The organism is Candidatus Palauibacter sp., from assembly GCF_965222475.1.
GTDB lineage: Bacteria > Gemmatimonadota > Gemmatimonadetes > Palauibacterales > Palauibacteraceae > Palauibacter.
On sequence record NZ_CBDCUB010000007.1, the window covers coordinates 485748 to 511836 of the forward strand.

The 26089-nt window shown below is 67.3% G+C and carries 24 protein-coding genes; 18 read left to right on the forward strand and 6 right to left on the reverse strand.

Features of this window, described 5'->3' with window-relative positions:
* The first annotated feature begins 117 nt into the window (after positions 1-117).
* Positions 118-1815, forward strand: coding sequence for an AIPR family protein (locus ACOQPP_RS14115; protein ID WP_419165875.1), 1698 nt, complete (start codon positions 118-120; stop codon positions 1813-1815).
* A 15-nt stretch (positions 1816-1830) separates the two neighbouring features.
* Here ACOQPP_RS14115 and queF read toward each other — a convergent pair whose 3' ends face one another.
* Genes queF through ACOQPP_RS14130 form a run of 3 tightly spaced genes read right to left on the reverse strand, consistent with a single transcriptional unit; the run spans position 1831 to position 4612 of the window.
* Positions 1831-2253: a preQ(1) synthase gene (gene queF, locus ACOQPP_RS14120; protein WP_419165874.1), complete on the reverse strand. Its 423-nt coding sequence runs from the start codon at positions 2251-2253 to the stop codon at positions 1831-1833.
* A complete protein-coding gene (locus ACOQPP_RS14125; RefSeq protein ID WP_420636764.1) occupies positions 2250-3491 on the reverse strand; it encodes a dicarboxylate/amino acid:cation symporter in 1242 nt (413 codons plus the stop codon). Before ACOQPP_RS14125 ends, queF begins: the two co-directional genes overlap by 4 nt.
* Entirely contained in the window at positions 3488-4612 is a 1125-nt protein-coding gene (locus ACOQPP_RS14130) for a hypothetical protein (protein WP_419165872.1), read from the reverse strand. Before ACOQPP_RS14130 ends, ACOQPP_RS14125 begins: the two co-directional genes overlap by 4 nt.
* A 112-nt stretch (positions 4613-4724) precedes the next feature.
* Between ACOQPP_RS14130 and ACOQPP_RS14135 the strand changes: the two genes are divergently transcribed.
* The 17 genes from ACOQPP_RS14135 (at position 4725) to ACOQPP_RS14215 (ending at position 20331) form a co-directional block, all read left to right on the forward strand.
* Positions 4725-6080, forward strand: a complete 1356-nt coding sequence (locus ACOQPP_RS14135; RefSeq protein WP_419165871.1) for a sodium-dependent transporter — start codon at positions 4725-4727, stop codon at positions 6078-6080.
* 262 nt (positions 6081-6342) lie between these two features.
* Positions 6343-6642: a hypothetical protein gene (locus ACOQPP_RS14140; RefSeq protein ID WP_419165870.1), complete on the forward strand. Its 300-nt coding sequence runs from the start codon at positions 6343-6345 to the stop codon at positions 6640-6642.
* 526 nt (positions 6643-7168) lie between these two features.
* Entirely contained in the window at positions 7169-7615 is a 447-nt protein-coding gene (locus ACOQPP_RS14145) for a hypothetical protein (RefSeq protein WP_419165869.1), read from the forward strand.
* Positions 7616-7979: 364 nt separating this feature from the next.
* Complete coding sequence (locus tag ACOQPP_RS14150; RefSeq protein WP_419165868.1) at positions 7980-8333, forward strand: amidohydrolase family protein; 354 nt, start codon at positions 7980-7982, stop codon at positions 8331-8333.
* Positions 8334-8502: 169 nt separating this feature from the next.
* On the forward strand, positions 8503-9273 hold the full coding sequence (locus ACOQPP_RS14155) for a hypothetical protein (protein ID WP_419165867.1): 771 nt from the start codon (positions 8503-8505) through the stop codon (positions 9271-9273).
* Positions 9274-9283: 10 nt separating this feature from the next.
* Positions 9284-11698 carry a xanthine dehydrogenase family protein molybdopterin-binding subunit gene (locus tag ACOQPP_RS14160; RefSeq protein WP_419165866.1) on the forward strand — a complete coding sequence of 805 codons (2415 nt, stop codon included), beginning with the start codon at positions 9284-9286 and terminating at the stop codon, positions 11696-11698.
* Between the two features lie 32 nt (positions 11699-11730).
* The gene (locus ACOQPP_RS14165; protein WP_419165865.1) at positions 11731-12150 is read left to right on the forward strand and encodes a secondary thiamine-phosphate synthase enzyme YjbQ; all 420 of its coding nucleotides are present in this window, start codon (positions 11731-11733) and stop codon (positions 12148-12150) included.
* A 105-nt stretch (positions 12151-12255) separates the two neighbouring features.
* Positions 12256-12504, forward strand: coding sequence for a hypothetical protein (locus tag ACOQPP_RS14170; protein WP_419166174.1), 249 nt, complete (start codon positions 12256-12258; stop codon positions 12502-12504).
* A complete protein-coding gene (locus tag ACOQPP_RS14175; RefSeq protein WP_419165864.1) occupies positions 12422-12961 on the forward strand; it encodes a DUF2335 domain-containing protein in 540 nt (179 codons plus the stop codon). Before ACOQPP_RS14170 ends, ACOQPP_RS14175 begins: the two co-directional genes overlap by 83 nt.
* A 78-nt stretch (positions 12962-13039) precedes the next feature.
* Positions 13040-14548 carry a leishmanolysin-related zinc metalloendopeptidase gene (locus ACOQPP_RS14180; protein WP_420636765.1) on the forward strand — a complete coding sequence of 503 codons (1509 nt, stop codon included), beginning with the start codon at positions 13040-13042 and terminating at the stop codon, positions 14546-14548.
* Between the two features lie 15 nt (positions 14549-14563).
* On the forward strand, positions 14564-14833 hold the full coding sequence (locus ACOQPP_RS14185; RefSeq protein WP_419165862.1) for a hypothetical protein: 270 nt from the start codon (positions 14564-14566) through the stop codon (positions 14831-14833).
* 71 nt (positions 14834-14904) lie between these two features.
* Complete coding sequence (locus ACOQPP_RS14190) at positions 14905-15027, forward strand: hypothetical protein (protein WP_419165861.1); 123 nt, start codon at positions 14905-14907, stop codon at positions 15025-15027.
* Positions 15028-15056: 29 nt separating this feature from the next.
* A complete protein-coding gene (locus tag ACOQPP_RS14195) occupies positions 15057-16283 on the forward strand; it encodes an efflux RND transporter periplasmic adaptor subunit (protein ID WP_420636766.1) in 1227 nt (408 codons plus the stop codon).
* A 24-nt stretch (positions 16284-16307) separates the two neighbouring features.
* Positions 16308-16637, forward strand: a complete 330-nt coding sequence (locus tag ACOQPP_RS14200) for an efflux RND transporter permease subunit (RefSeq protein ID WP_419165859.1) — start codon at positions 16308-16310, stop codon at positions 16635-16637.
* Positions 16634-16870, forward strand: coding sequence for an efflux RND transporter permease subunit (locus tag ACOQPP_RS14205; RefSeq protein ID WP_419165858.1), 237 nt, complete (start codon positions 16634-16636; stop codon positions 16868-16870). The genes ACOQPP_RS14200 and ACOQPP_RS14205 overlap by 4 nt, the downstream gene beginning before the upstream one ends.
* Positions 16840-17571, forward strand: coding sequence for an efflux RND transporter permease subunit (locus ACOQPP_RS14210; RefSeq protein WP_419165857.1), 732 nt, complete (start codon positions 16840-16842; stop codon positions 17569-17571). The genes ACOQPP_RS14205 and ACOQPP_RS14210 overlap by 31 nt, the downstream gene beginning before the upstream one ends.
* 126 nt (positions 17572-17697) lie before the next feature.
* Complete coding sequence (locus tag ACOQPP_RS14215) at positions 17698-20331, forward strand: amylo-alpha-1,6-glucosidase (protein WP_420636767.1); 2634 nt, start codon at positions 17698-17700, stop codon at positions 20329-20331.
* Positions 20332-20468: 137 nt separating this feature from the next.
* Here the strand turns inward: ACOQPP_RS14215 and ACOQPP_RS14220 are convergent, their stop codons facing one another.
* Genes ACOQPP_RS14220 through ACOQPP_RS14230 form a run of 3 tightly spaced genes read right to left on the reverse strand, consistent with a single transcriptional unit; the run spans position 20469 to position 25963 of the window.
* Positions 20469-21173 (reverse strand): TIGR02206 family membrane protein, encoded by a 705-nt coding sequence (locus ACOQPP_RS14220; RefSeq protein ID WP_419165855.1) that lies wholly within the window; start codon positions 21171-21173, stop codon positions 20469-20471.
* A gap of 44 nt (positions 21174-21217) precedes the next feature.
* Entirely contained in the window at positions 21218-23131 is a 1914-nt protein-coding gene (gene nagB / locus ACOQPP_RS14225; protein WP_420636768.1) for a glucosamine-6-phosphate deaminase, read from the reverse strand.
* Positions 23132-25963 (reverse strand): M16 family metallopeptidase, encoded by a 2832-nt coding sequence (locus tag ACOQPP_RS14230; RefSeq protein WP_420636769.1) that lies wholly within the window; start codon positions 25961-25963, stop codon positions 23132-23134. It lies immediately after the preceding gene.
* Between the last annotated feature and the right edge of the window lie 126 nt (positions 25964-26089).

A 26089-nucleotide genomic window follows, 5' to 3' on the forward strand; every position in this document is an offset into this window, starting at 1 on the left:
TTGTCGGAAGTCAAACCGCGCGAACGCAGGCATCGCCTCGTAGCCTCGTGGGTGCGGTCGAATGAGCCCGCAGTCGGCGCGTGAAGTGTCCTATAGCTAGGCCAGAAGAGAAACGTAATGAACCTCGCGACACAGATCATCGACCAGCGCGTTAGGGGGATCGTCGAAGAGCACTCGGATATCCTCACCGAAGAACTCGGCATGGGCAATGACGAACGGAGGAAACGCTCCGCCGCTCTCCTCTTCCTAGTGGCCAAGACCCTCTTCGATTTTACGGACGACGAGGCATTCGACGGCATCGTCGATGGAGCCCACGACTTCGGAGTCGACGCGATCTACTTCGACCCACCAGAGGACGGTGAGCTTCCCATTGTCTTGATGCAGGGAAAATACCGCAACCGTCTTGATGGACGGTCCGGGTTCCCGGAAACCGGAATCGCCGCGCTGATCGACGCGATCGGGACGCTCTTCGATCCCGCGAAGAATGTTAGCCTGAATGACCGGCTAGAGCAGCGCGTTGAGGACATCCGATCCTTTGTCAGGGCCGGTGCGATACCACATGTTACTGTGATCGCCGCAAACAATGGTCGGCGTTGGTCGTCGGAGGCAGACGACCGCATTGACCGTGCGCGGGCGGATTTCGGATCGCAAGTCGAGTGGCGTCATATCGGATCCGAGGAAATACTCCGCCAACTGCAAACGCCGAAAGAGATTTCTGCGGACCTCCAGCTCGTGGGCGACGCGATCGTCGAGACCTTTGATTATCGACGCGTCTTGGTCGGACGCATGTCCGTCTCGGAGCTCGCACGGCTCACTGAACTTCACGGCAATCGTCTGTTCGAGCGTAACATCCGTCGCTACTTGGGCCTCGCCGGTAACCGGGTCAATGAGGCCGTGGCGGCCACGCTTCGGGATGAGGCGCAGCGCGGGAATTTCTATTTCTTCAACAACGGAATCACGATCACATGCTCGAAGTTCCGGCACAACGCACTCAAGAGGGGTGACTGGCGAGTGAGACTCGGCGACTTCCAGATCGTGAATGGCGGGCAGACGGCGCGCACCGTTCAGCGGACGGCCAGGGATACGGGCCTTGACGTCGGGGCGGCGGAAGTGCTTGTGCGCATCTACGAGCTGGAGTCGGAAGACCAGGAACTGGTGGAATCCATCACGTTCGCCACCAACAGTCAGAACCCCGTCGATCTCAGAGACCTGAAGTCGAACGACGCTCGACAGAAGGCCCTCGGCGAGTCGATCGCGGGGCTGGGGTATCGGTATCGAACGAAACGGGAGGACCGCTCCGTGTCGTCAAAGGACTTCACGAGCGCCGTTGTTGCGGAGGCGGTGCTCGCCGTTTGGCGGGAGAGGCCGCATCAAGCGAGGTTCTTGAGGAGAGAACATTTTGGGGCACTGTACAACACCATCTTCACCGAGGATCTAAACGGGGCGCAGGCGGTGGCGGCGGCTCTGCTGCTCAGGCATGCGGAGAATCGTCGCAAGCGTCCTTCACCGGACGCACCGGATTTTCTGGCGTATGGTTCGCGGTTCGTCGCCATGCTTATGGGCGGGTTCCTGCTGGCGGACATGGGCCTATCGGTCGAAGAACTCCAGAGGCTGAACCATCAAACGTACGATCAGGCGAAGGAATTAATCGCGGCTCGGGCGGAAGATTACGCTGCTAGGGCCGAGAGCGACATCGAGACGGCACTGGAGCCTCTGTTCAAGGATCGAGAGCGTACCCTGCAGCGATTGTCCGCCGCCTTTCGTCGCGCAGATCTGGTGGAGGCGCTCACTGGAGAGTCAAGCGCCCATGCATGATGCGCGCATGACGCGTCAGTGGATCCGATGGCTGTCTTCCGCGGGCAGCTCTCCACGCTCGGCGGTGGCGATGATCTCGATCCCACCGCGAACATTCTGTTCCACGTCGACACGCACCCAGCGCGGTTGCACTGCGTAGACCACATCGTCGGCGATCCGGGCCGCGAGCGTCTCGCAGAACTCCCCCTCGTCCCGGAAGGACCACAAGTAGAACTTGAGCGCCTTCGATTCCAGGCAGCGGTCGCCAGGCTCGTAGTCGATCGTCACCCTTCCGAAATCCGGCTGTCCCGTCAGCGGGCACAACGACGTGAACTCCAACGCCCGCAGGCGGACACGCTGGACATCGGGAGCCGGGATCGCCTCCGCGCGCAGCGTCTCGCGTCCCTCCTCGGGGTCCCGGGGCCTCGGCAGCGGCCCGCTGGCGGGAAGTCTCGTCATCCGTCCTCCGTCTCCTCTTCAGGCCCCGTCGTTTCTTCATCACGGCGCGTCATCGCATCGACCGTCGTCGTCGCGGCCATGTGGCCGATGACGTTCGCCGCCGAGCGGAACACGTCCGGCACCCGGTCGATCCCGAGCAGGATGCCGAGTCCGGCGAGCGGCACGCCCACGACGTTGAGGACCGGCGCCAGCGATACGATGCTGGCGCTGGGCACCGGCGCCACCGTCATCGCCGCGAGGAAGGTCGCGAGGACCGCGGCGGCCACGGGCGCCGGCCCCAGGGATACCCCGTACATCGACGCGAGGAAGACGAGCGATGCGCCCTGGAAGAGCGCGCTGCCCGGACGGTTGATCGATGCCGCGAGCGGCAGGATCAGCCTGTAACTACTCCTGGACAGGCCCAGCTTCTCCGCCTCCCGCAGCATCATCGGCAGCGTCCCCACCGATGTCGTCGTGCTGAAGCCGACCGTATAGGTCCCCACCGTCCCGCGGATGAAGCGGCCCGCCCGCATCCCTCCCATGAACCGGACCAGCGGCAGCAGGATGAGCGCCTTCATGATGAACAGGCCGACCACGACGGCGAGAATGAACACGCCGAGGTTCTGCAGCATCGCCATCCCCGTGCGCGCCGTGACCGGCGCCGCGAGCCCGAACACGCCCACCGGCGCCGTCCACAGCACCCAGTTCATGAGCTTGATGAGGGCCTCGCTCACCGTGTCGGCGAAGGAGGTGAGGATCTCCTGCTTCTCCTTCGGGAGCGTCGTCGTCGTCGCGGCCAAGAGGACCATGAAAATGAGGAGCGGGAGGAGGGCCCCGTCCGCCGCGACCTGGATCGGGTTCCGCGGGACGAGGTTGACGAGGAAGTCGACCACGCCCGGCGCCTCGGTCGCGATCTCGGCCACATCGGTCGGAGGCGCCACCGGGGCGGTGAAGGAGAGCCCGACCCGCATCACGCCCATCCCGATGAGGATCGCCGGCAGCGTCGTGACCCAGAAGAAGCCCACCGCCAGCCCCCCGATCCGCCCCAGCTTGCGCAGGTTCCCGATCCGTCCCACGCCGACGAACACGATCGCCGCCACGAGGGGGATCACGACCATCTGGATCGCGCGCAGGAAGACCTGGCCGAGGGGATCCACGGCCTCGGCGGCCCGCAGCAGCGCCGGGGATCCGGTGGCGGAGGCGGCGACCCCGAGGCCCAGCCCCAGCGCCAGGCCGGTGAGGATGGCGCGCGTGTTCAAGCGGCGCCCTCCGCGCCCTGCGTCCCGCCCTGCGTCTCTCGCCGCTTCCTGAAGGCGAGCCAGGCGCCGACGGTGAGGACGGGCAGGACGTAGTAGACGATGAACCCCCACGTGATCGTCCCGTACCCCTGCCGGATGAGGTCGATGAGGCCGAGCGGCGTGAGCGACAGCGCGATCCCGAGGAAGACCGCCGCGACCGCCGGTCGGGCCCAGCTGGGCAGCCCTGCGCCCCGTTCACGCCGGGTGGCGGCCAGCCGCTCGTTGACGGCGTGGATCATCCCCGTCCCGGTCTCGATGAGGGTGCCGAAGAGGATGACCTGGTAGGCGATCTGGAAGGTCCTCGACCCGAGCGCCTCGAGGATGAGGTTCGAGGGGACCGTCGCGTTCACGATCGCGGGGTAGTGCGGCACCATGGCGAGGTAGAAGAAGAACGCCGGCAGCATCCCGATGACGCCGGCCAGCAGGCCGGCCCACACGGCCTGCTTCCGGGTCTGGATGTGGCGCACGGTGAACAGCGCCACCGCGGCCGCGGAGAGGTTGTAGCCGCCGTACCGTATCCCGTTCACGACCCAGCTCCCCTCGAGCGGGCTCGCGGCGAAGCTCTCGCCCAGCATGGATCCGAAGCGAATCAGCGACCACACGACGAGCCCCACGTACACGGCGTAGAGCGCGAATGACCAGCCGGCGAAAAAGCGCTCGATCGTCACGCTCCCGTAGAAGAGGAGGAGCGCGACCGACCCGAGGGCCACGATAACGCCGAGGGCGTAGGGGAGCCCGAACGTCTCGTCCGCGATCGAGCCCGCCGCCGCGCCGATGACCGCCAGCACGAGGAGCGTCAGCAGCACGTAGGTGACCTCGAACAGCGTCCAGGAGGGGCCGAGCAGCCGCTTGAAGAAGTTCCGGTACTCGTAGCTCCGGAACTGGCGCGCCAGTTCGAAGGTGACCGCGCACACCGCGCTCCAGATCGCCGTCGAGAGCGCCATGGCGGCGAGCCCGGGAGTGGGCCCGATCGAGAGGAAGAACTCGACGTTCTCGCGGCCCGTGCCGTATCCGCCGGCGATGACCGCCGACTGGAAGACGAGGCCCGGGAGCAGATAGCGGCGGAACCAGGGGGCTTTCACGCGCACGTCCCTTTCTCTCGGCCGGCCCGTCCCGCAAGGTTTCGCCCCTCAGCGCGTTGACGAGGACGCCGGGCAGCGGCTTGCCACAGGCGCACCAAGCTAGAGGCGGCGGATGGAACGAGACAGACGCGAGACGTTCGGCTCCCGCTTCGGGCTGCTGGCGACCATGATCGGCGTCGCGGTCGGCCTCGGGAACGTGTGGCGCTTCCCGTACATGGTCGGGCAGTTCGGCGGCGCCCCCTTCGTGGCCTTCTACGTCCTCGCCGTGGTGCTGATCGGCGTCCCCGCGCTCATGGCCGAATGGACCCTGGGCCGGCACACCCGCCGCGGCCCGGTCGGCGCGTTCGAGTCGGCCGGGCTCCCCTTCGGCCGCGTCCTCGGCTGGATCTTCTTCGTCGGTGTCACCGCCGCCACCGGCTACTACTCGAACGCGCTCGGCTGGGTGCTGTACCACGCCCTGGCCGGGCTGCTCTCCGGCGTCGGGATCGAACTCGACGCCGCGGCGATCCTCCCTCCGGAGGACGGGTTCTTGCTCCGCTCCTTCCTGTTGCAGTGCGTTTGCACCGGCGTCGTCCTCCTCACCTGCGCCGCGGTGCTGCGAAGGGGCCTGCGGGGCGGGATCGAGAAGGCGAGCCGCTTCATCGTCCCGGCGCTCCTCGCGGGACTCGTCATCCTCATCGTCCGCTCGCTCACGCTACCGGGCGCCGGCGAGGGTCTGCGCTGGTACCTCGGCGCGTTCGACCCGGGGGCGCTCACGCCGCCCGTCATGTTGGCGGCGCTCGGCCAGGCCATCTTCAGCCTCTCGCTGGGCGGGACGTTCATGGTCGTGTACGGCTCATACCTGAACCGGAACGATCCGCTACGGGGCAACGCCGTCCTCACGGCGGGCGGCGACCTGTGCGCCGGGCTGCTGGCCGGCCTCGTCATCTTCCCGGCCGTGTTCGCGTTCGGCCTCGAGCCGGGGAGCGGACCGGGCCTCCTCTTCGCCACGCTGCCTCAGGTCTTCGCTCAGATCCCGGCCGGCGCCGTGTTCGGGACGCTCTTCTTCCTGGCGCTGTTCGGCGGCGCCTACCTGTCGGATGTGGCGGCGCTGGAGGTGCTGGTGGCCGGCGTGACCGACAACACGCGCCTCGACCGGTCTCGCGCCGTGACCCTCACGACCGCGGTGGTGTTCGTGTTCGCGCTCCCCCCGATGATCAACATGAGCGTGTTCACGCCCTGGGACCTTACCTTCGGGTCGGGCTTCCAGACGCTGGGTGCTCTCCTCTCGGTCGTCGCGGTGGGGTGGGCGCTCGACCGCTCGGAAGTGCTGCGGCAACTCGCGACGGGCGAGGATCGGCGCCCGAAGCGGGGGGTGCCGCCGATCTGGCTCTACTACTGGCTCCGTTTCGTCATCCCCGCCGCGATCCTCGCCGTCGGGGCCTGGTGGCTTCTCACCGATGTGCTGGGAGTCCTTGCGGGGGCGTAAACCCTTGCGGGGCGAGGCTCCGGCCCGGACGACTTTCCGGGAACGTGTGCTCGCCAACGAGGGTAGGACACGCCTCCAGCACGCGATCCGGTTTGCGCCGGTTACGTGAGCTTGGCACCGAATGGTCCCGGGTCTTTGTCGCGCTTCCCCGGCACTGGGAGATCGGCTAACCTTGACGCGGGACCATCCTGCGGGACGTGGACGACCAAAGGCGGAGGGCATGAGATACGGGCCGGACGAACACTCCTCGCACGAGTACGAGGTGAAGAACGTCTACATGCAAGATTCGTCCTTCAAGACGGTCGTTTTCTATCTGCTGGCAGGGGAGCAAATTCATATCTCTTTGCACGATATTCTCAAGAAGACGAATCTTTGGCTGGAACCAACGGAGTCGGAACCGCAGCGGGAGTATCATGTGTTTTTTGAAGTGAGCCCCGAGAGTGCCATCGGAACCGTGGATCTCCACATGAGCAAGGTCACCGTCAGACTTCAGTCGCCCTCCGAAGAGGGGCACCCCCCTCTTGATTCACGCACCAAGCCGCAAGCGGAAGGTAATGGATGACGGTGCTCCGATCCCCCGACGCTCCGCCGTTCGTGACGTATCGTGACACTTCTCGGGAAGGACCCGAAGCTCGTCCGTTCCGTCTACCCAGCCGCTCGGCACCAGCGTATTCACGCACAAATCTTCTGATCGACCACGAGCCGCATCCATGGTCTGCGTTGAGCAGATTGCCAGACGCACTAAACGCATACCGGCAACGAGTCGCAGTCCTGCGCGAATACGGCGAAGAAGATGGAATCACGCTGAGTACCGCATCCCAGACCGCGTTTTCTGATTTCGTCAAGTCAAACGCATATCCGCGAAGAGCTTCTCTCGTGCTCCTGGACAACGGCAATCTCCGGGCAACTTGGAGAGGTGATGATGGGAGTCATGTCGGGATCCAGTTCCGCGGTGGCCAAGACGCGAGCTACGTGATATTCAAACGTCGACAAGGAGGTACGGACGTTTCTCGGGTTGCGGGCAAGGACACATTGCATGGCGTTAGGAAGCAGATTCGAGCGTTCGGACTCGAAGCACTCATGGCCGGATGAGCGACGACGATCTGCCGGACGACCACCACGTGGTCCGTTACACGAAACCGACATTGGTTGAGGAAGATGGCTCCGTGGGTGGCCCGGCGTTCCAGCTACGGCCGGGTGAAGCAAGCCTGTCCGTTCATTGGCTCGAATGCTTTGACGATCAATCTCGGTCGGGGCAACTTCGCCAGGTGCGGCGCCTAGGTCGATTGCGGCTGAGTCGCAAGGGGCGTTTCGCCGAATTGCATGCGGGTCGCACGAAACAACACCTGCGCGAAGAGCTCGAAGACCTTCGATTCGTGCATGATCCGTTAGAGACCCAAGGTGGGTTTGAAGCCGACCCCTCTCACAGCGGGATGAGAGGCCTGCCGGATGCCGATACGCCGGAAGCCGAGCTGGTCGGTGACATGATCGCTGAGTGCGTGACGGAGCTGCATCAGGCCGTCACGAGCCCATGACCTCGATAAACAGAGGATCGTCGAGCGACGGCTGACCCGTGGGAGAGGTAGGAGCACGACGAGCCCCGCTCGAGTTACCGTCCGCGCAGCGCAGGCCCCGGATGTTCCAGCAAAGCAAACGGAGACCCCTCGCGGATCCCGGCGCTCGCCGAGCGTACCCGGGAGGCCGGCGCGTGGAACGTGCCGACGCTCTCGGTCCGCATGATCCACAAGCCGGATCGCCTGATCGACGCCTATCTCGCTACGGAAGAGGCGTCGCACATGACCGGGGACATGCTCAAGTCCTACACTGAGCGCATGTCGATCCCGTGGATGAGCAAACTTCACGCCGGACGATTTCGAAGCCGCGATGGAGGGTTTCAGGGTGGCCGATTCCGTGATCCGCGCGCTGGTGGCCGTCGGCGCCCCCGTGATGGCCGGCACCGACACTCCGCCGCTCGGCTTCGCCCTTCATCGCGAGTTGGAGGAACTGGTCGCTGCGGGACTTTCGCCGTACGAGGCGTTGCAGAGCGCAACGGTCAACCCGGCCCGCTTCCTCGCGCGGGGCGAGGGCGCCGGCATGGTGGCGGAGGGGAGCCCCGCCGACCTTGTACTGCTGGAGGGCAGCCCCCTGGAAGCCATCGGAAACACGCGCCGGATCGCGGGAGTGGTGCGGCGGGGCGAATGGCTCGACCGGGCCGCACTGGACGCCATGCTCGAGGAGGCCGCGGACCGATGACCGCACCGACACGCCGTGGCGGCGAATTGAGATGCCGGCCCGACGGATCCCGCGATCGGCGCGGGAGCGTGACCCCTCGCTGAGCAACAGTTAACGTGGTTTGGTTACCACCCCGACGCCGGCGACCCGGGGTGGTCCGATTTCCGCCACCGCCGGAAAGCTGGAGACGATGAGACGATTCGGGGCCACACTCCTGGGGGCCGTGCCGGCGTTGGCTCTCGCCGCGAGCGGTGCGATCGCCCAGGAGCTCGACGAGATCTGCCCGGATGCGCAGCCCGGCACGGGCGCACTTTGGGGTCTCGTTTCGGACGCGGACGCGGGCATCGGCCTGCCCGGCGCGACGGTCGTCGCGACGTGGGAGAACGATGGTGACGCGGGGCGGAGCGAGGGACAGACCGCGCTCGACGGCGGTTACGTGCTCTGCCATGTTCCGCTCGGTGTCGAGGCGTCGGTCCAACCCAGCGTGGCGGATTTGGGTGGGGCCGTCGTCGTCGCGACGCTCACGGACGATTTCCTGCGGGTGGACCTCGGTTTCTCGCTGACGGATGCCGGCGCTGACGACCGTCTGTGGGCCTGTCCCGACTTCCGCGTGGACCCTGACGGCCGTATGCGGGGATTGGGCCTCCTGCGCTGCGACTCCGATTGGGGGGAGCTTGAGGCGTGCCCCCGGGAGGAAGAGCACGGTGAGGTGGAGGCGGCCGTTCCCCTGGTGTCGCGGGTCATGCGGGTCAGCTCCGCAGAGATCGCCGCGCTCCAATCCGGGGGGCGCAGGCTGGATGGCGGGGCGGGCTCCGTGGCGGGACTCCGCGAGGCGATCGGCAAGCTGGTGGCGGACGCGAGGCGACTGGGCGCCAACGCGCTGATCAACTGGGACCGGGAAGGGGCGACGCTTACGGTGAAGGCCGTCACGATCACGGTGGACCCCTCCACCTGCAACTGATGCCTGGGCCATGCACCCGCACGAGTTGACGCCCGCGCAGAAGGCGGCCGCGGAGGATCCGGACAGGCTCCCCGGGCTCGCCGACGCCGAATTCACGGCGCTGGGTCGCCGTGCGCGCCGGGTCGAGGGGCTGCGCAAGACGACCGGCCGCGAGATCTACACCGACGACATCATCCTGCCGGGGATGCTGCACGGGAAGATCCTGCGCTCCACGGAGGCGCACGCCCGCATCGTCTCCATCGACACGTCAGCCGCCGAGGCGCTCGAAGGCGTACACGGCGTCATCACGGGCCGCGACATGCCGACGCCGTACGGGATCATCCCCTGGACCCGGGACGAACACGCGCTGTGCGTCGACAAGGTCCGTTTCATAGGCGATGCGGTGGCTGCGGTGGCTGCGGTGGACGAGGACACGGCGAACGCGGCGCTGGAGCTGATCCACGTCGAATACGAGTCGCTCCCCGTCTATCTCTCCCCCGAAGAGGCGCTGACCGGCGAGGCGGCGACGGAGCCCATCCACGGGCCGCGAAAGTCCGGCCACAATGGGAACATCCTCAAGCACGTCCACCTCGAGTTCGGGGACGTGGACGAACGCATGGCCCGGGCCGCCGTCACGGTGGAGGGGGAATACTTCTTCCACGGGACGACGCACACGCCCATCGAGCCGCATTGCGCGATCGGACAGGTGAATCAGGACGGCCTGCTGGAGGTGTGGTCCTCGACGCAGGTGCCGCACTACCTGCAGCGGGAACTCGCGCGCGTGCTCGACTACGATGTCGCGAAGCTGCGCGTCGTTCAGCCCGCCGTGGGCGGCGCCTTCGGCGGCAAGTCCGAGCCCTTCGACCTCGAGTTCTGCGTGGCACTCCTCGCCATGCGCACCGGCCGTCCGGTGAAGATCCTCTACACGCGCGAGGAGGTGTTCTACTCGCACCGCGGCCGCCACCCGATGCGCATGAAGTACCGGCTCGGCGCCTCCCGAAACGGCAAGCTGATGGCGCTCGATGCGAAGACCATCCTCGATGGCGGCGCCTACGCGTCGTTCGGTCTCGTGACCACGTACTACTCGGGACAGCTTCTCACGTCGCCCTGCCACATCGAGTCGTACCGCTTCGACTCGACCCGCGTGTACACGAACGTCGCCCCGTGCGGCCCCAAGCGCGGCCACGGCTCGGTGCAGCCGCGCTTCGCGTACGAGATCTCGCTCGACAAGCTGGCCGAGAAGCTCAGCCTCGACCCGTTCGAACTCCGCCGTCGCAACTTCATGGGCACGGGCCGGACCGTGAACGAGTTCAAGGTGCGCTCCAACGGGTTCCTGGAGTGCCTCGAGGCGGTCGAGCGGGCGAGCGACTGGAAGAAGCGCTACCGGCAGTTGCCCGGCGGCCGGGGTCTCGGCGTGGCCGCGTCCTCCTACATCTCCGGCACCAACTATCCCATCTACCCGAACGAGATGCCCCAGGCGGCGGTGCAGGTGCAGATCGAACGCTCCGGCCGGGTCACGGTCCTGCACGGAGCGTCGGAGATCGGGCAGGGCTCCGACTCCACCATGGCCTACATCGCCTGCGAGGAACTCGGCGTGCCGCTCGACTACGTGCGGGTGTTCTCCGCCGATAGCGACCTCACGCCCGTGGACCTCGGCGCGTACTCGTCGCGCGAGACCGTGATGGTGGGGAACGCCTGCGTCGAGGCCTGCCGGACCCTCCGCGCGCAGGTGACGGAGGCGGTCGCGGAGGCGTGGGGCGTGCCCGCCGGCCGGGTGCGCCTGGCCCGGGGCTGGGCGTTCGACGCCGAAGCCCCGGAAGATGCGGACCGAAGGCTCCCGATCTCGGAGGCCTTCAACCTCGCCGAGGCGAAGTTCGGGCTCCTCGGCGCCGTCGGCTCCTACAACACCCCGAAGGATGTCCACGGAGAGTACCGCGGAGGGACGATCGGCTCCTCCCCGGCCTACTCCTTCACCGCGCACGTGGCCGAGGTGGAGGTAGAGGAGGACACCGGAGTCGTCAACGTGGAGAACATCTGGGTCGCGCACGACTGTGGGCGCGCGCTCAACCCGGTGCTCGTCGAGGGCCAGATCGAGGGCTCGGCCTACATGGGATTCGCGGAAGCGATCTTCGAAGAGCAGTTGTTCCGGGAGGGAGAGGTCGAGGGCGGTCTGCACACGGCGCCGTCCCTCCTCGATTACCGGATCCCCACGTCCATGGACTGCCCGGAGTTCGAGGCGCTCATCGTCGAGTCGGTGGACCCGGAAGGACCCTACGGCGCCAAGGAGGCGGGGGAGGGGCCGCTCCACCCGTCGCTCCCCGCGATCGCGAACGCCATCTACGACGCGGTCGGGGTGCGCATCGACGCGCTGCCCTTCACGCCGCAGCGGGTGTGGCGGGCCCTGCGAGCGCACGCCGCCGAGGCCGCCCGCGAGGACGTGGCCTGAACCGCGACCGGACCCCTGCGCCCGCCACCGCGATGAGACAGTTCGTTCGACAGCTGAACGTCGATACGCGGGGCAAGGGCTTGTACGAGATCACCCGCCCGATCCTCGACTGGGTGGCCCGGCTCGAGTTCGAAACGGGCATGCTCACGGTCTACATTCGCCACACGTCGGCGTCGCTCACGATCCAGGAGAACGCGGACCCCGACGTCCTGCACGACCTCGAAGGCTTCTTCGCGCGGCTGGTGCCCGAAGACGACCGCCTGTACCGCCACACGATGGAAGGACCGGATGACATGCCGGCCCACATCCGGGTGGCGCTGACCCAGACCCACCTCGCCATCCCCCTCATGGATGGCGCGCCCACGCTCGGCACCTGGCAGGGGATCTATCTGTTCGAGCACCGGAGCCGCCCGCACCGCCGGACCGTGGTCCTCCACGTCACCGGCGCCTAGCGCCGGTTGTCGCGTGCGGGAGGATGGTGCTGTTCATACTGTGTTGACGGGGGCGTTCAGGCTGGTTGTAAGAACGCCAAGCTGGTCCGGTACGGGAGCGTGTTCATGGCCGAGCGTTTGCTGAGCGTTGTCCGGGGCTTCGGCTCCATCTTCGACCTGTGGCCAAGCACCAAGGATAGCGAGTGGTATCCGTATGATGCGGATACTGTTCTCCGTCGCAGCTGGGAAAGGACGGGCGGGGCGATTTGGCAAGCAATCGAAGAGCTTGGGCATGCCGAAGAAGAAACGCCGCCGGACGGACTCACGGACGATCCCCACGAAGGGCACGGGGGAAGCACCAACTCCAGAACCTGATCCTGGCGACCAGCCCGTGCGGTCGCGCGCGCGCCACCACGAACCTCTGATCGCTGGCTCACGAACTGTAACAATCACGGGGCCCATACCACCGCCCCAACTCCTGTGCCAATACGAGGAGCTTCTTCCCGGTTCGGCCGATCGCATCATCAGGATGGCGGAGAAAGCGACCGACCACGAGATGGAAACGGGCAAGAGGGTCGTTGAGGGAGTTCTGGCTGAGCGAAGACGGGGGCAGCTGTCAGGAACGCTGGTTGTGTTCGCCGTGCTCGTCTGCAGCGGATGGGCTCTCTACCTCGGCCACGAAGACTTCGCCATGACTCTGGGCGGTTGGACCCTCACAGGCGTTGCCGCGATCTTCGTCCTGGGTCGTCTCCCCGATTGGTTCCGGGGGTTGCGCAGTCAGAGCGACGAAACGAAGCGCCCCGGACATGGTGAAGCGCCTCCATCACGATGAGCCGTTTCCCGGGACTCCGGTCAGCCGTCGCGCGCGACTGATTTCGATCACAACGGGCCCCTGGGAGTCATGCCACAGATGAGCCGGCCGCGCAGGGCAGCCCCTGGCAGGGCCGTCACTTGGACGTTCGCGGTCCTGGCCGTCGCCTGGGCCGCGGCGTGCGGCGACGGGAGCACGGAGCCGCCGCTGACCCGGCCCCCGATGGTGATCGAAACGGCGCCCGACCTGGAACTGGCCGTGGGAGACGCGGCCGTGCTGGAAGCGTCAGCGTACTTCAGCGATCCGGAGGGAGGCGTCCTCTCCTACGAAGCGAGGTCCTCGGACCCGGGCGTGGCGACGCCCGAGGTGACGGGCAGCACGGTCCGGGTGATCGCCGTGTCTCGAGGCACGGCGACGGTGACGGTGACGGCCCGGGACCCTGAAGGCCGGGCCGCCGCACTTCGATTCGAGGTGACGGTGCCGAACCGGGCGCCGCTGGCCGCGGGCCCGATCTCCGCTCTGACGCTGATCCCGGGAGATACGGTGCGCGTGGACCCGTCGGAATACTTCACCGACCCGGATGGCGATCCGCTGGTGTACGAGGCGGAGTCTTCGGGCCCGGCCGTGGTGAGCGCCGCTGCGGTGGACGACATGGTGCGAGTCGTCGCACTCGCGCGCGGGAGCGCGATCGTGACCGTGACCGCCCGCGATCCCGGAGGCCTGACGACGACGTTGTCGTTCGGAGTCGAGGTACGGCCAACCGGGGGCGCATTCGACATCACCCTCGACTTCGTCGGCTCGGCGACCGAGCCGCAGCGGGCCGCGATCCGCTCGGCGGCGGACCTCTGGATGTCCGTCCTCGCCGACACGGAACTTCCGGACGTGCCCGTCGACGGCCACCTCGAGTGTCACGGCGCGCGCACATCGGAGCCGCCGGGCACCATCGACGATCTCATGATCCTGGTCGAAATCCGGGATATCGACGGTCCGGGGAGGACGCTTGCCCAGGCGGGCATGTGTCGCCTGCGGGACGGCTCCATGCTGCCGCACCTCTCGGTGATGTTCTTCGACGCGTCGGACCTCGACGATCTCATCGGGTCAAGCGACGCGACCGAACTGGCGGTACACGAGATCGCTCATACGCTGGGGTTCGGACTCCTGTGGCCCGCCAAGGGCCTGCTACGCGACCGCTCCTTCGGCGTGGGCGCGATCGACTCGCACTTCACGGGCCCGCTCGCCCTTGCCGCCTTTGACGCGGCGGGCGGAACGGACTACACGGGCGGCGCGAAGGTCCCGGTCGAGAACCTCGGCGGGGGAGGGAGCGCGAACCTCCATTGGCGGGGGGCCGTGCTGCGAGGCGAACTCATGCGGCCGCTCAACGCACTCGGCGCGCCGGAGACGTTCAGCGCGATCACGATCCAGTCGATGGCCGATCTCGGCTACACGGTCGATGTCAGCCTCGCGGAGCCGTACACGCTCCCCGCCCGGCGCGCCGCCGCGGGCGAGGCACCGGGCCGCGTGGTCGACCTGGGCGACGACGTGCTGACCGGTCCGCTACAGGTGGTCGATCCGGCCGGCCGCGTCGTGCGAGTCCTCCGCAACCGTTAGCTGCGCATCCTGTCGTTGCTGAAACAGTTCGACATTGAACTGATCGACACCAGATTCAGCTACAGCGTGAAATGCCGGGGCCGCCTCTACGCCCACGATTTCGACTCCGAGATGTGCCTGGTGACCTGCAACGCGATCAGCCCAATCGACGAGCGGAAGGTCATCGGAAAGTGGTGGTTCCAACACATCGTGCATGACGTGCGCCACGTCGCGTGGCTCGTCCCTTTGTTCCGGTTCATTCAGGGCAAGAGCCGGGTTGGCCGGAGTGGATTTCGATCCGGTTGACAGCGCAAAGTTCGGATTTCTATGCTCAAGCTGGACGAACCAAGTCTCGGCAAGAGGAGGAGGACTGCGACATGGAGGAACCGGATTCGGGCCGCCGATCCCCCTTCACGTCCTTTTCCAACGGCTGGTTCTTCCTCGAACTCTCGAGCCCCATGCCGCCCGCCGGGCTTCCGCCGCCCCTGCGGTCCGGTTGAGCCCCTCGGCCTCCACGGAGTAGATGACCATGCTGCGCAGACTGCTATTCGGATCGAGTCTCAGGATCATCATCGTCATCGTCGTGGTTACCGCGGGGGGGGCGGCGCTACTGGTCTCGCTGGCCCCGGAGCCGGAGAGCCGGGAGCCGCCTCCCCAGATCCCGTTCGTACAGACCGCCCGCGTTTCAGCCGGGTCGGGCCCCATACCGGTGTACGGCTTCGGAACGGTGCGCCCAAGCGCGGAGATCGACATCGCGCCACAGGTAGGGGGCAAGGTCGTCTGGGTGGATCCCGGGTTTCAGAGCGGAGGACGGGTGGAGGCGGACCAGATCCTCTTCCGCATTGAGGAGGCGGACTACCTGTACCGCCTGCAGGAAGCCGAGGCCAACCTCGCCTCTCGTCAGGTCGCGTTCCTCCAGGAACAGGAGCAGGCGGAGATCGCCCGCGCCCAATACGAGCTGTATGCGGACCGGCGAGGAGCCGGGGCTGTGCCGGCCGAGGCGAGCCCTCTCACACTCAGGGAGCCCCAGCTGGAGGCGGCGCGTGCCGCTCTGAGCCGCGACGAAATCCTGCTCGCCGACGCGAATCTTGCGCTGTCCAGAACCCGGGTAACAGCGCCCTTCAACGGCTTCGTCCGTGCCGAATCCGTAGATGTGGGCCAAATCGTGAGCCCCGGACAGCCCGTGGGACGGATGTTCGCCTCGGACGCGGTGGAAGTGATCGTGCCGCTGGCCGACGCCGACGCGGCCTTGATCCCGGGACTGTGGGAACTTCGCGCGGGCGATGGAGCGAGCGAAGTGCCGGCCCGCGTGATCGCCCAATACGGAGAGGGGACGTTCGCCTGGGAAGGGTATGTGGACCGGGGGGAAGCCTCGCTTGACGCGCAGACGCGAACCATCGACGTGATCGTGCGTGTGCCCGATCCGTTCAACGCGGGGGTCCCGGCGGACCCGTCCGATGCCGTCGGCGGTCACCCCCCCTTGCTGGTCGGCAAGTTCGTGGAGGTGGAGATCGAGGGCCTCTCACTGGATAACTACTTCCAGATCCCGCGAGCGGCCCTGCAACCCGGAAACGAGGTCTGGACGGTGAGTGATGGCGGCGTCGTGAGCCTCGTTCCGGTACAGGTGCTGCAACGCGCCAATGACGAGGTCTTCGTGACCGGCGCCCTCGAGAGTGGTCGGGCGGCAATCACCGGCGGAATTCCGTTCGCCACCGAAGGCATGCGCGTTCAGACCGAGACCGACGCCACGCGGTGAGTTCGACACGGTGAGTCCGGCACGGTGAGTCCGACCAACGGCATGCACCGCGAGCGCTCCGGGCCGCTCGCCTACATGGCGAGTAACGGTATCGCGGCCAACCTGTTGATGTGCGGCATCATCGCCGCCGGACTCGTGTCGTGGACCGGCCTCGAGCGGGAGGCGTGGCCCACGGTCCCCTTCTACCACATCGAAGTCTCGATGGTCTATCCCGGCGCCACCCCGGAGGAGGCGGAGGAGTCGATCGTCGTCAAGATCGAGGATGAACTCACGACGCTTGCCTCGGTGTCCCGGGTCGGCGTCAGCGGCGTGCGGCAATACGAGATCTCCATCGAGGTGCCGCTCCAGCGGTGAGAGCCCTGGGACTCACTCTCACCGACATCGCCAATACGATTCGCCGCAGTTCGCTCGACCTGTCCGCCGGCAGTATCGATACGCGGGAATCCCAGGCGCGGGTCAGGACCCTCGGCCAGAACTACAATCAACAGGACTTCGAAGAGATCGTCCTTCTCGGCAACCGTGACGGCACGGGCTGCGCCTGGGTGATATCGCCGAAGTGCGCGATGCCTATCAGGAGACCGACCTGATTCTCAGGCATCAGAACCACCCGGCCGTGTTCGTCGAGGTCTACCGGGCCGGCGGCGAGCAGGTGATGGATGTCGCCACCAGCGTCCGAGAGCACATGGCGAACGAGGTGATCCCGTCCCTGCCCGACGGGGTGGGTGTCACCATCTGGAATGACGAGTCCCGGGACTACGAGGAACGCGCCGATATTCTCCTCAAGAACGGTATTCTGGGCCTGTTGCCGGTGTTGATCGCCCTGAGCCTCTTTCTTCAGATCCGGCTTGCCCTGTGGGTCGCCGTCGGTCTCGGCGTTGCGGGCATCGGCGCTCTCGCCGTCAGGCTTGTGCTCGACTACGCGATCAACACGATCTCACTGTTCTCGTTCGTCCTCGCCATCGGCATTGTCGTCGACGACGCCATCGTCGTGGCCGAGAAAATCCACTCCGAACGCATGCGGGGGACCCCCGGCGTGTTGGCGTTCATGCCTCTTCTCTTCATTCCCGGAGGCGTTGGAGAGACATGGTCGGCACTGCCGGTGATCGTCATCGCCATGCTGATGGTGTCTCTCGTCGAATCGCTGTTCGTGCTGCCCCACCACCTGTCCCATCTGCCCGGCCCCGAATGGGTGCCAACGACCGCCGTGGATCGGTTCTTCACGCGGGTCCAGGATCGTATGGACGTCCCGCTGAACAGGTTCGTGCAGGGTCCGTTGGATTCGTTTTGAGTCAACCAAGCCCTGAGCGGCGGATTGTCCGGGGCCAGTCGATACGTAGTTTTCCGGAAGAACCGTGCGGTTCCGGGGATGGCCGGATGGCCGGAACCGTTGCCGCGGGAGTGAGGAATCCTGACGATGAAGATCGACCGCAGCCCCCGTGTAATCTCGCTTCCGCTGCTGGTCGCGATCTCGGCCACCTCGCCGAGCCTGGCTTCCTCGCAAACGCCGGCGGGAGTTCCGCCGGATGCGGCAGCCCTGTCGGTCCCCCGCTTCGAGATCGAGGCGTCTCCGATCGAACTCTCCGGACCCGTGCGCCCCGGAGAGTACCTGGGCGTGACGGGGCCGCGATCGGCCTGGCTCGGCCTCGAGACGGGCGAGGCGGAGTTGTGGGTCCATCCCCTCAAGGTCGGGAGCGGGTTCCGGCTGGGCTTCTCGACCCCGAGCTACGGGTCGCCGATTCCGGGAGAGCAGCTCGCCCGCAGCGTGCAGGTACGCCCGGAAATCACCACCATCACCTACAGCCACGCGGCCTTCCAGGTGCGCCAGCACATCCTCGCCCCCGCCGAAGTCGCGGGTCTCCTCGTCCTGCTCGAGGTGGACAGCCCGGAGCCGCTGGAGGTCGTCGCCGAGTTCGAGCCCGTGCTGAACTACATGTGGCCGGGGTCGATCGGGGGGCAGTACGCCTACTGGGACGCCGGCCGGCGCGTCTTCGTCCTGTCCGAAAGCCTGCAGGCGCAGAACGCCGTGGTGGGCTCGCCGTGGGCCGCGAACTCGGTGGAACACCCGGCCCACCAGTTGGGGGAGGCGCCCCGAACGATGGTGATCCCGGTCGACCCGGAGCGGGCCCGGCGAGAGTTCATCCCCATCGCGATGGCGGGCGGGACCACGCCCCGCGAGGAAGTCTTCGAGAGCTACGAGCGGCTGATTTCCGAGGCCCGCTCGCTGTACGACGCGAAACGAGCCTGGGCCGACTCGGTGCTCGCATCCACGGTCTCCATCGAGTCGCCGGACCCGGCGCTGGATCTCGCCCTCGAGTGGGCGAAGATCAACCTGGAGGAACAGCGGGTCTGCAATCCGGACCTCGGCTGCGGGTTCGTGGCCGGGTGGGGACTGTCGCGCAACGGAACCCGGCCGGGCTTCGGCTGGTTCTTCGGCGGCGACGCGGCGATGACCACCTTCGCCATGGACGCCCTCGGCCAGTGGGGGCTGGTGGCGGAAGAGCTCGCCTTTCTCGCGAAGTACCAGCGCGAGGACGGGAAGATCACGCACGAAATCTCGCAGGCGGCCGCGCGCATCGACTGGTTCGGCACCTACCCCTACGCCTACTACCACGCCGACACGACGCCCTACTGGATGGTCGCCCTCTACGAGTACTGGCGTGCGAGCGGCGACGACGAACTGCTGCGGGAACTGTGGCCTGCGTACCGGCGCGCGTGGGAGTGGTGCCTCACGGCCGAGACGGATGGCGACGGCATCATCGAGAACACCGTGGGCGGACTGGCAGCGGTCGAGGTCGGCGGCCTCGGGGCGGCGCTCCACCAGGATATCTACCTGGCAGGGGTCTGGGCCGCGGCTCTTGAGGGGACCGGGGCCCTGGCCGAGCGCATGGGCGATGCCGAGGTCGCGGACCGGGCACGGGAGATGGCTCCCCGTGCCCGGGCGACCCTGGATGACGCGTACTGGCTCGAGGACGCGGGACATCATGCCTTCGGGATCCTCGCCGATGGCGGCACCAACGACAATCTCACCGTGTGGCCCGCCACGGCGGCCGCGTTCGGTCTCTTCGACGCGGCGCGGGCGCGGTCGACGCTGACCCACCTTGCGAGCGACCGGGTGTCGTCGGACTGGGGCGCCCATATGCTCTCGACGGAGAGCGATCTGTACCATCCGCTCCAGTACAACATGGGCACGGTGTGGCCCTTCGTGACCGGGTACGTGGCCTGGGGACAGTACCGGTACCGACGTCCGTGGGCCGGCTTCCACCTCATGGACGCGGTGAAGCAGATGACCTTCGACTGGAGCCTGGGGCGTCACCCGGAACTCCTGTCGGGCACCTTCTACCAGCCCCTCGACCAGACCGTCCCGCACCAGTTCTTCGCCACGTCGGCGCTGGTGACGCCTCTCCTGCGCGGCGTGATCGGATGGGAACCCGACGCGCCGCTGGGCCGGGCCCGGCTCGCCCCGCAGCTCCCGCCGGACTGGCCGGAGGTGACGGTTAGGCGGCTCCGGGCCGGGGCCACGACTACCGATGTGGAATTCCGCCAGACCTGGACCGCGACGGGTGGGGAACGGCGCACGACGCTGACGACCACCGGGCCGCCGCTGACTTTCGACTTCGTCCCTGACGTGCCGGTTGGCGCGCGGGAGGTGGCGATCCGGGTGAACGGCATCGACGCGGAACTCGGGCCAGACGGCAGCTTCGAGGTGATCACCGGCGCCGGGACCCAGACGGGCGAGCGCGCCGAGATCGTGGTGAGCTGGGAGGGCGGGCTCACGGTCGCGCCGCCCCGGGTTTCCCTCCAGCCCGGCCAGCGGAGCACCGGCCTGCGGATCCTCGACTTCGCGTCCGAAGCGGATGGCTGGACCCTCTCCGTCGAGGGGACGGCCGGTCGCACCTACGACATCGCGTTGTTCGGCACCCCCGTACACCTGACCGTTGCGAGCGGCGCCGCGCGCGTCTCGGATTCCGTGCCCGGAGTCGTCAGGATCGGGTTCGCCGAGGGCGAGGCGCGCGCCACAGCGACCGTCCGCCTGACCCCCCGAATGTAACGTCAGTTAGACGTCGATATGCGGGCGAATGTGCGAATGTCGAGCCTCTCTTTTGAACATACTTCTGCACAAAAAAGAACGAATGACGATAACTGCCGGAAGTCGACTTTTGGTTGAGGAAAGTCCCCGCGTCGGCGTCAGCCGGCAGTGCGGTTCCGGAAGGGAAGATACAGCGCGAGGAAGAGCGCGATCGCCAGCGGCTCGAGGAGCAGGATGTACCACGGCCAGCCCGGGAAGTAGTCCAGTATCGAAGCCGTCTGCGGCTTGTCGATGACGTACAGGTAGTTCGATCCGAGCAGCCGGTTGAGCGGATACATCACGAGGGCGTACAGGTTCAGCAGGCCGAGCGCGAGCCACGGATCGCGCGCCGCCGGCCGGTAGCCTTCCACCTTCACCGCCCAGATCCCCGCCATGACGAGGATCGCGTGGGACGCCATCGTCTCGAAGAACGTGAAGTGCCAAACGCCGAACGTCGCGTCCGGGGTCAAGACCGCCTGCACCGCGCCGGCGACGCCGAAAAAGTACATGAGATGGAGGGTCCACGGGCGGCGGGTCCACAGCCCGTACGCGGCGATCAAGGACATGGCGCTGCACAGGTGCAGGCCCAGGTCGGTCTCCACGGCCCACAGCCCCACGGACGCCTTCCATGCATGCTTCGTGATGCGGAAGAGGACGATGGTGGCGATGATTCCGATCCGCAGACGGCGTCGTCCGCGTTCGTCCGCGGCCATGCCGGCGCGGATCAGCCAGAACCCGAGCAGGGCCAGGATGCCGGACGCCACCAGATGCGCCGGGCCGAAGAGATCCAGCGGCTGCAGCTCCGTCCCGAAGAACTGGCCCATGTCAGCCCCTCACATGCTTCGGTCCGCGGCCGCGGCGCCGCGCCTCACCCCTCCGCGTCCGCGAGCGACGAGGTGGGGATCTCCGGTCCCTCCACCCGCCGTCCCTCGCGCAGCGTCACGTACGCCTCCATCGCGTAATACGCGGGGAGCCCGAGGGCGCGCAGCAGATCCGCGGTCCCGCGGTTGCGGTCGACCACGCGCTGCCAGAACTCGCGCGGGTCCGGTCCGGGGAAGGGCGCCGAGTCCTTCTGCGACTCGTGCCGGAAGATCGCCTGCACCTTGCCGCGCACCTCGCCTTCGGAGAGCGGTACGAGGACGGTCGCCTCGTCCAGGCTCCACTCCTGCCACGCGCCCCGGTACAGCCACAGCCAGGGCGGGTCGCCTCCGTAGCGGGCGAGGGCGGCTTCGACGGTCTCGAGGCACATGCGGTGCGTCCCGTGCGGGTCGGAGAGGTCGCCCGCCGCGCACACGATCGTCGGACGGATCTCTTCCAGCAGCTCCGTGACGATCTCCACGTCCGCCCCGGAGATCGGGTTCTTCCTCACCTTCCCCGTCTGGTAGAAGGGCTGGTTCAGGAAGCGGGCCCGGTCCGCGGCCAGGCCCAGCGACTCGATAGCGGCGATCGCCTCGCTCTCGCGGATGATCCGCTTCAGTTGCTGCACCACGCCGGCGTCCACGCCCCCCGGTTCCTTGCGCGCGAGCCGCTCCTCCACGGAGCTCAATGCTGCTTCGAGCGTCCTCGCCGCCCCGAGGTCGATCACGCCGGCCGCCCGACGGAGGAAGTCCAGGTAGCGCCGGACCTCGTGGTCGAACACGGCGATGTTCCCGGAGGTCTGGTACGCCACCGTCACCCGGTTGCCGTTCTCGACCAGCTTCCGCAGCAGGCCGCCCATCGAGATCACGTCGTCGTCGGGATGGGGCGAGAAGACGACGATCTCCTGGCCGCGCGGGAGCCGGCTCTTGCCCCGGATCTTGGAGATCAGCGCGTTGAAGACCTGCCCGTTGAGCGGTTCGGCCGAACCATGTCTGGAGGTGAGTGGGGCGAGATGGTTGGCGCGGTAGTCGTCGGTCGCGAGGTGGAGGATCGATTTTCCGGTGCGCTCGCTCAGCCAGATGACCGCCGCGGTCTCCCGTTCCGGCGTCCATTCCACCTCGCCCACCCGCCACGGCGTGCGGATGCGAGTGAGGTCCGAGGCGGCGGCCGGATCGAGGTAGACCGTCGCGGCGGGATGCTGCTGGAGGAAGGTCGCGGCCACGTCGGCGTGGACCTCCCCCTCGACCGACCGCCGCACGATGGCGGCCTTGTGTTCCCCCGTCGCCAGGAGGACGACCTCACGGGCCTCGAGGATCGTCGCCACGCCCATGGTGATCGCCTGGGGCGGCACGTTCTCCTCTCCGAAGAAGTCCGACGCCGCGTCCGCCCGCGTGACCGTATCCAGATAGAGCCGCCGGGTGCGAGACTCGCGCTCGGAGCCGGGCTCGTTGAAGCCGATGTGGCCGCTGCGCCCGATCCCGAGGATCTGGAAGTCGATGCCCCCCGCCTCACGGATGCGACGTTCGTACTCCGTGCAGTGCGCTTCCACCTCCGCCTCGGGCACGTCTCCCCGGGGAATTTGGCGCTGGTCCGGGGGAATGTTGACGTGATCGAACAGGTGCTCCCGCATGTAGCGGTGGTAGCTGTGGAAGCTCCCGGGCCGCATGGGGAAGTACTCGTCGAGGTTGAAGGTGACCGCGTTGGAGAAGTCGAGCCCTTCCTCCCGGTGCAGGCGGATGAGTTCCCGGTACACTCCGACGGGGGTCGAACCGGTCGCGAGACCGAGCACGGCGTGATGCCCGTTCCCGGCCCGCTCGCACATGAGCGCGGCGATCCGCCCCGCCACCTCGGCGGCGATGCTGTCGTGGTCCGGCATCACGCGGACGGGCAAACGCTCCCGCCGCGCGTAGGCGGATCCGCTCATCTAGGGGACTTTCTGTTCCGGCAGCAGCACGAAGCGGGCGTACTGGTCGGTGCGCAGATAGCGGATCGCGGCCTGCCGCACCTGTTCCGCCGTCCAGCCTTCGATCGCGTCGTAGCCCGGAATCTCGCTCAGGTCCCTTCCGGCACGCTCGAAGGCGGCCAACTGGCCAAGCCAGTAGCGATTCTCGCGCAGGTTCGTCTCCTTCGTCCGCCGTTGCGTCTCGCGCACCTTGTCCACCGTCTCCGCGTCCGGCCCCTCGGCCTTGAGCCGTTCGATCTCCTCGAACACGGCGGTGGAGAGTTCCTCCGCGCGTTCCGGGGCCGAGCCGAAGCTGATGGTGACCCTGTATTCCTCGTCCGGCCGGTAGCTGAGCGACCCGCCGACGCCCACGCCGTACGTTCCGCCCAGGTCCTCCCGCAGCACTTCCCGCAGCCGGATGTCGAGGATGTCGGCCATGGCCGAGATCGCGTTCGCCTCTTGCCGCGAGTACTCGGCCTCGCCCGAAAAGATGATCTGGGTCCGGCTCTGCGGTTCCAGCCCCTTGTACACGAACTTCTCGATTACGCCCGCGGGCGGATCGATGCCGGTATCGCGCCAGGTCTCGACCCGATCCAGGTCGGGGAGCGCGCCCAGGTATTGCTCCACAAGGGGCCGGATCCCGGTGAGATCAAAGGTGCCGGTGAAATAGAACGTGAAGTCGCTGGCGTCCGCGAAGCGCTCGCGATAGAGGCCGTAGGCCGCGTCGAGGTCGGCCTGCTCCAGGTGCTCCAGGAACTGGGAGAGGCTCGGCACCCGCGGATGCCCCTGGGCCATCGTGGCCGAGACCGTGTCCGAGAACACGATGTCGGGGCTGGCGCCGAGGTTCGCGAGGCCCCCCAACTGCTGGGCCTTGAAGGCCTCGAACGCGGTTTCGTCCCGTCGCGGCGCGGTGAAGTACAGGTACACAAGCTGGAAAGCGGTCTCGATGTCTCTTGGCGAGACGAAGCCCCCCAGGCCCTCGGAGAGCGACCCGAGCGACGGGGAGACGTTCACCGCCTTGCCGGTGAGCTTCTTGCGCAGCGCGGTCCGGTCGAATTCGCCGACCCCGGCCTGGCTCACGACCGCGCCGGCGAGCGACACCTTCGGGTAGAGGTCGTCGGGCACGAGCGAGGTACCGCCGGGGCTGGTCGCGGAGAAGAGGATCTCGTCGTCCTTGAAGTCGGTGGGTTTCAGCACGACGCGGACGCCGTTCTCCAGGGTCCAGAGGGTGACCCCCACCTCATCGAGCGTCTCCTCGCTCACGACCGGCGAACCCTCGGGGACGACCGGAAGGAGCGGGGCGTCGGTGGCCGCGTCCTCGTAGGCGGCGATCTCCCGCCCGCCGACCGCGGCGAACACGCCCACGAGATCCTCCTCGGCGGGCGTCTCGAGCCCCTCCTTCTCGGGCGCGCTGACGAGGATGACGCGGCCCCGCTCGGCCAGCCACGCCTGGGCAACGCCGTTCGTCTCGTCCAGCGTGACCCCGGGGAGGAAGGCGTCCACGAGTTCCATCTGCGTCTCGATGGCGGGGTACGCGCTCCCCTGCAGGAAGACCTGCACGTAGCGGCCCGCCAGTCCGCCCGATTCCTGGTTCTCGCGCTCCGCGAGGCGGCGCTCGTACGACCGCCTCACCGCGGTCTTCTGCCGCTCGAGTTCCGTCTCGGCGAACCCGTGCCGCACCACGCGCTCCGCCTCGGTGAGCAGCGTCTCGATCCCGCGCTCGATCCCGCCCTCCGCGACGAGGGCGATGAGCTGGTATGCATCCACCCCGCGCACGAACTGGCCCTGGCCCGAGAGCCCGAACAGGAACGGCGGCTCGGCCTGCTGCCTAAGTTCGTCGAGGCGGGCGTTCAGCATCCCCGAGTACAGGCCCTCGACGAGGCCGCGGCGGAAGTCCGCGATGGTGCCGCGTGGGGCGGGGGGCTGCTTGTAGAGCACCCCGACCTGGCTCTGCGGGGCCTCGGTGTCGGTCGCGATGGCCACGCGTGCGGGATGGTCGATGGGGATCTCGGCCGTCATCCGCGGACGGGGTTCGGCAGGGCCACGCAACCCGGCGAACTGCTCCCGGATCGTCGCTTCGATCTCGCGCCCATCGAAGTCGCCGACCGCCACGATCGCCATCAGGTTCGGCCGGTACCAGTCCTCGTAGAAGCTGCGCAGCCGCTCGGCGGGGGCCGTTTCGAGGATCTCGGGCTTCCCGATCGGGAGACGCTCCGCGTACAGCGACCCCTCGAACATGATCGGGAACTGCTGGTCCTGCATGCGCGCCTGGGCCCCCCGCCCGCCGCGCCATTCCTCGATCACGACTCCGCGCTCCCTGTCGACCTCTTCCGGGTCGAAGAGCACGCCCCCCGCCCAGTCGTGGAGGATCTGGAAGGCGGTCGCCAGTATCTCCGGGTCGTCCATCGGCACCTGGAGCATGTAGACGGTCTCGTCGAAGCTGGTGTAGGCGTTGATGTCGGGGCCGAACTGCATCCCGATCGACTCGAGGTAGTCGACGAGCGCCTGCTTCTCGAAGTTCCGGGTCCCGTTGAACGCCATGTGCTCGACGAAATGCGCGAGTCCGAGTTGATCCTCGTCCTCGAGGATCGATCCGGCGTTGACCACGAGGCGCAACTCCGCCCGGTTCTCCGGCTGGTCGTTCTCCTGGACGAAGTAGCGGAGACCGTTGTCGAGCGCCCCCGCGATCACGGATGGGTCCGGCGGGATCCGATCGGTCGGGTCGAAGGCCTGCCCCGCGGCGCCCGTGGCGAAGAGGAGCATGGCGGCGGTGAACGGTAAGGGCGCGAGTGTGCGCGAGCGGTGCATCTTCATCCGTAGCTCTCGGCAGAAGGGCCATCTGATGGCGGAGAAGCGCGGAAAATAGGCGGCGCCCCCGGCGGCGGCGACCGGATGCCGCATGAACTTGCCGTCGAGGCAACACCCCGGGACTGTAGTTCG

What these genes read in the sequence shown, in the direction of transcription:
- ACOQPP_RS14115 (WP_419165875.1), top strand. Translation starts at nt 118, where the DNA reads ATGAACCTCGCGACACAGATCATCGACCAGCGCGTTAGGGGGATCGTC.
- ACOQPP_RS14155 (WP_419165867.1), top strand. Translation starts at nt 8,503, where the DNA reads ATGAGACGATTCGGGGCCACACTCCTGGGGGCCGTGCCGGCGTTGGCT.
- ACOQPP_RS14175 (WP_419165864.1), top strand. Translation starts at nt 12,422, where the DNA reads ATGCCGAAGAAGAAACGCCGCCGGACGGACTCACGGACGATCCCCACG.
- ACOQPP_RS14180 (WP_420636765.1), top strand. Translation starts at nt 13,040, where the DNA reads ATGAGCCGGCCGCGCAGGGCAGCCCCTGGCAGGGCCGTCACTTGGACG.
- queF (WP_419165874.1), bottom strand. Translation starts at nt 2,253, where the DNA reads ATGACGAGACTTCCCGCCAGCGGGCCGCTGCCGAGGCCCCGGGACCCC.
- ACOQPP_RS14215 (WP_420636767.1), top strand. Translation starts at nt 17,698, where the DNA reads ATGAAGATCGACCGCAGCCCCCGTGTAATCTCGCTTCCGCTGCTGGTC.
- ACOQPP_RS14160 (WP_419165866.1), top strand. Translation starts at nt 9,284, where the DNA reads ATGCACCCGCACGAGTTGACGCCCGCGCAGAAGGCGGCCGCGGAGGAT.
- ACOQPP_RS14195 (WP_420636766.1), top strand. Translation starts at nt 15,057, where the DNA reads ATGCTGCGCAGACTGCTATTCGGATCGAGTCTCAGGATCATCATCGTC.
- nagB (WP_420636768.1), bottom strand. Translation starts at nt 23,131, where the DNA reads ATGAGCGGATCCGCCTACGCGCGGCGGGAGCGTTTGCCCGTCCGCGTG.
- ACOQPP_RS14165 (WP_419165865.1), top strand. Translation starts at nt 11,731, where the DNA reads ATGAGACAGTTCGTTCGACAGCTGAACGTCGATACGCGGGGCAAGGGC.
- ACOQPP_RS14220 (WP_419165855.1), bottom strand. Translation starts at nt 21,173, where the DNA reads ATGGGCCAGTTCTTCGGGACGGAGCTGCAGCCGCTGGATCTCTTCGGC.
- ACOQPP_RS14190 (WP_419165861.1), top strand. Translation starts at nt 14,905, where the DNA reads ATGGAGGAACCGGATTCGGGCCGCCGATCCCCCTTCACGTCCTTTTCC.
- ACOQPP_RS14145 (WP_419165869.1), top strand. Translation starts at nt 7,169, where the DNA reads ATGAGCGACGACGATCTGCCGGACGACCACCACGTGGTCCGTTACACG.
- ACOQPP_RS14170 (WP_419166174.1), top strand. Translation starts at nt 12,256, where the DNA reads ATGGCCGAGCGTTTGCTGAGCGTTGTCCGGGGCTTCGGCTCCATCTTC.
- ACOQPP_RS14230 (WP_420636769.1), bottom strand. Translation starts at nt 25,963, where the DNA reads ATGAAGATGCACCGCTCGCGCACACTCGCGCCCTTACCGTTCACCGCC.
- ACOQPP_RS14135 (WP_419165871.1), top strand. Translation starts at nt 4,725, where the DNA reads ATGGAACGAGACAGACGCGAGACGTTCGGCTCCCGCTTCGGGCTGCTG.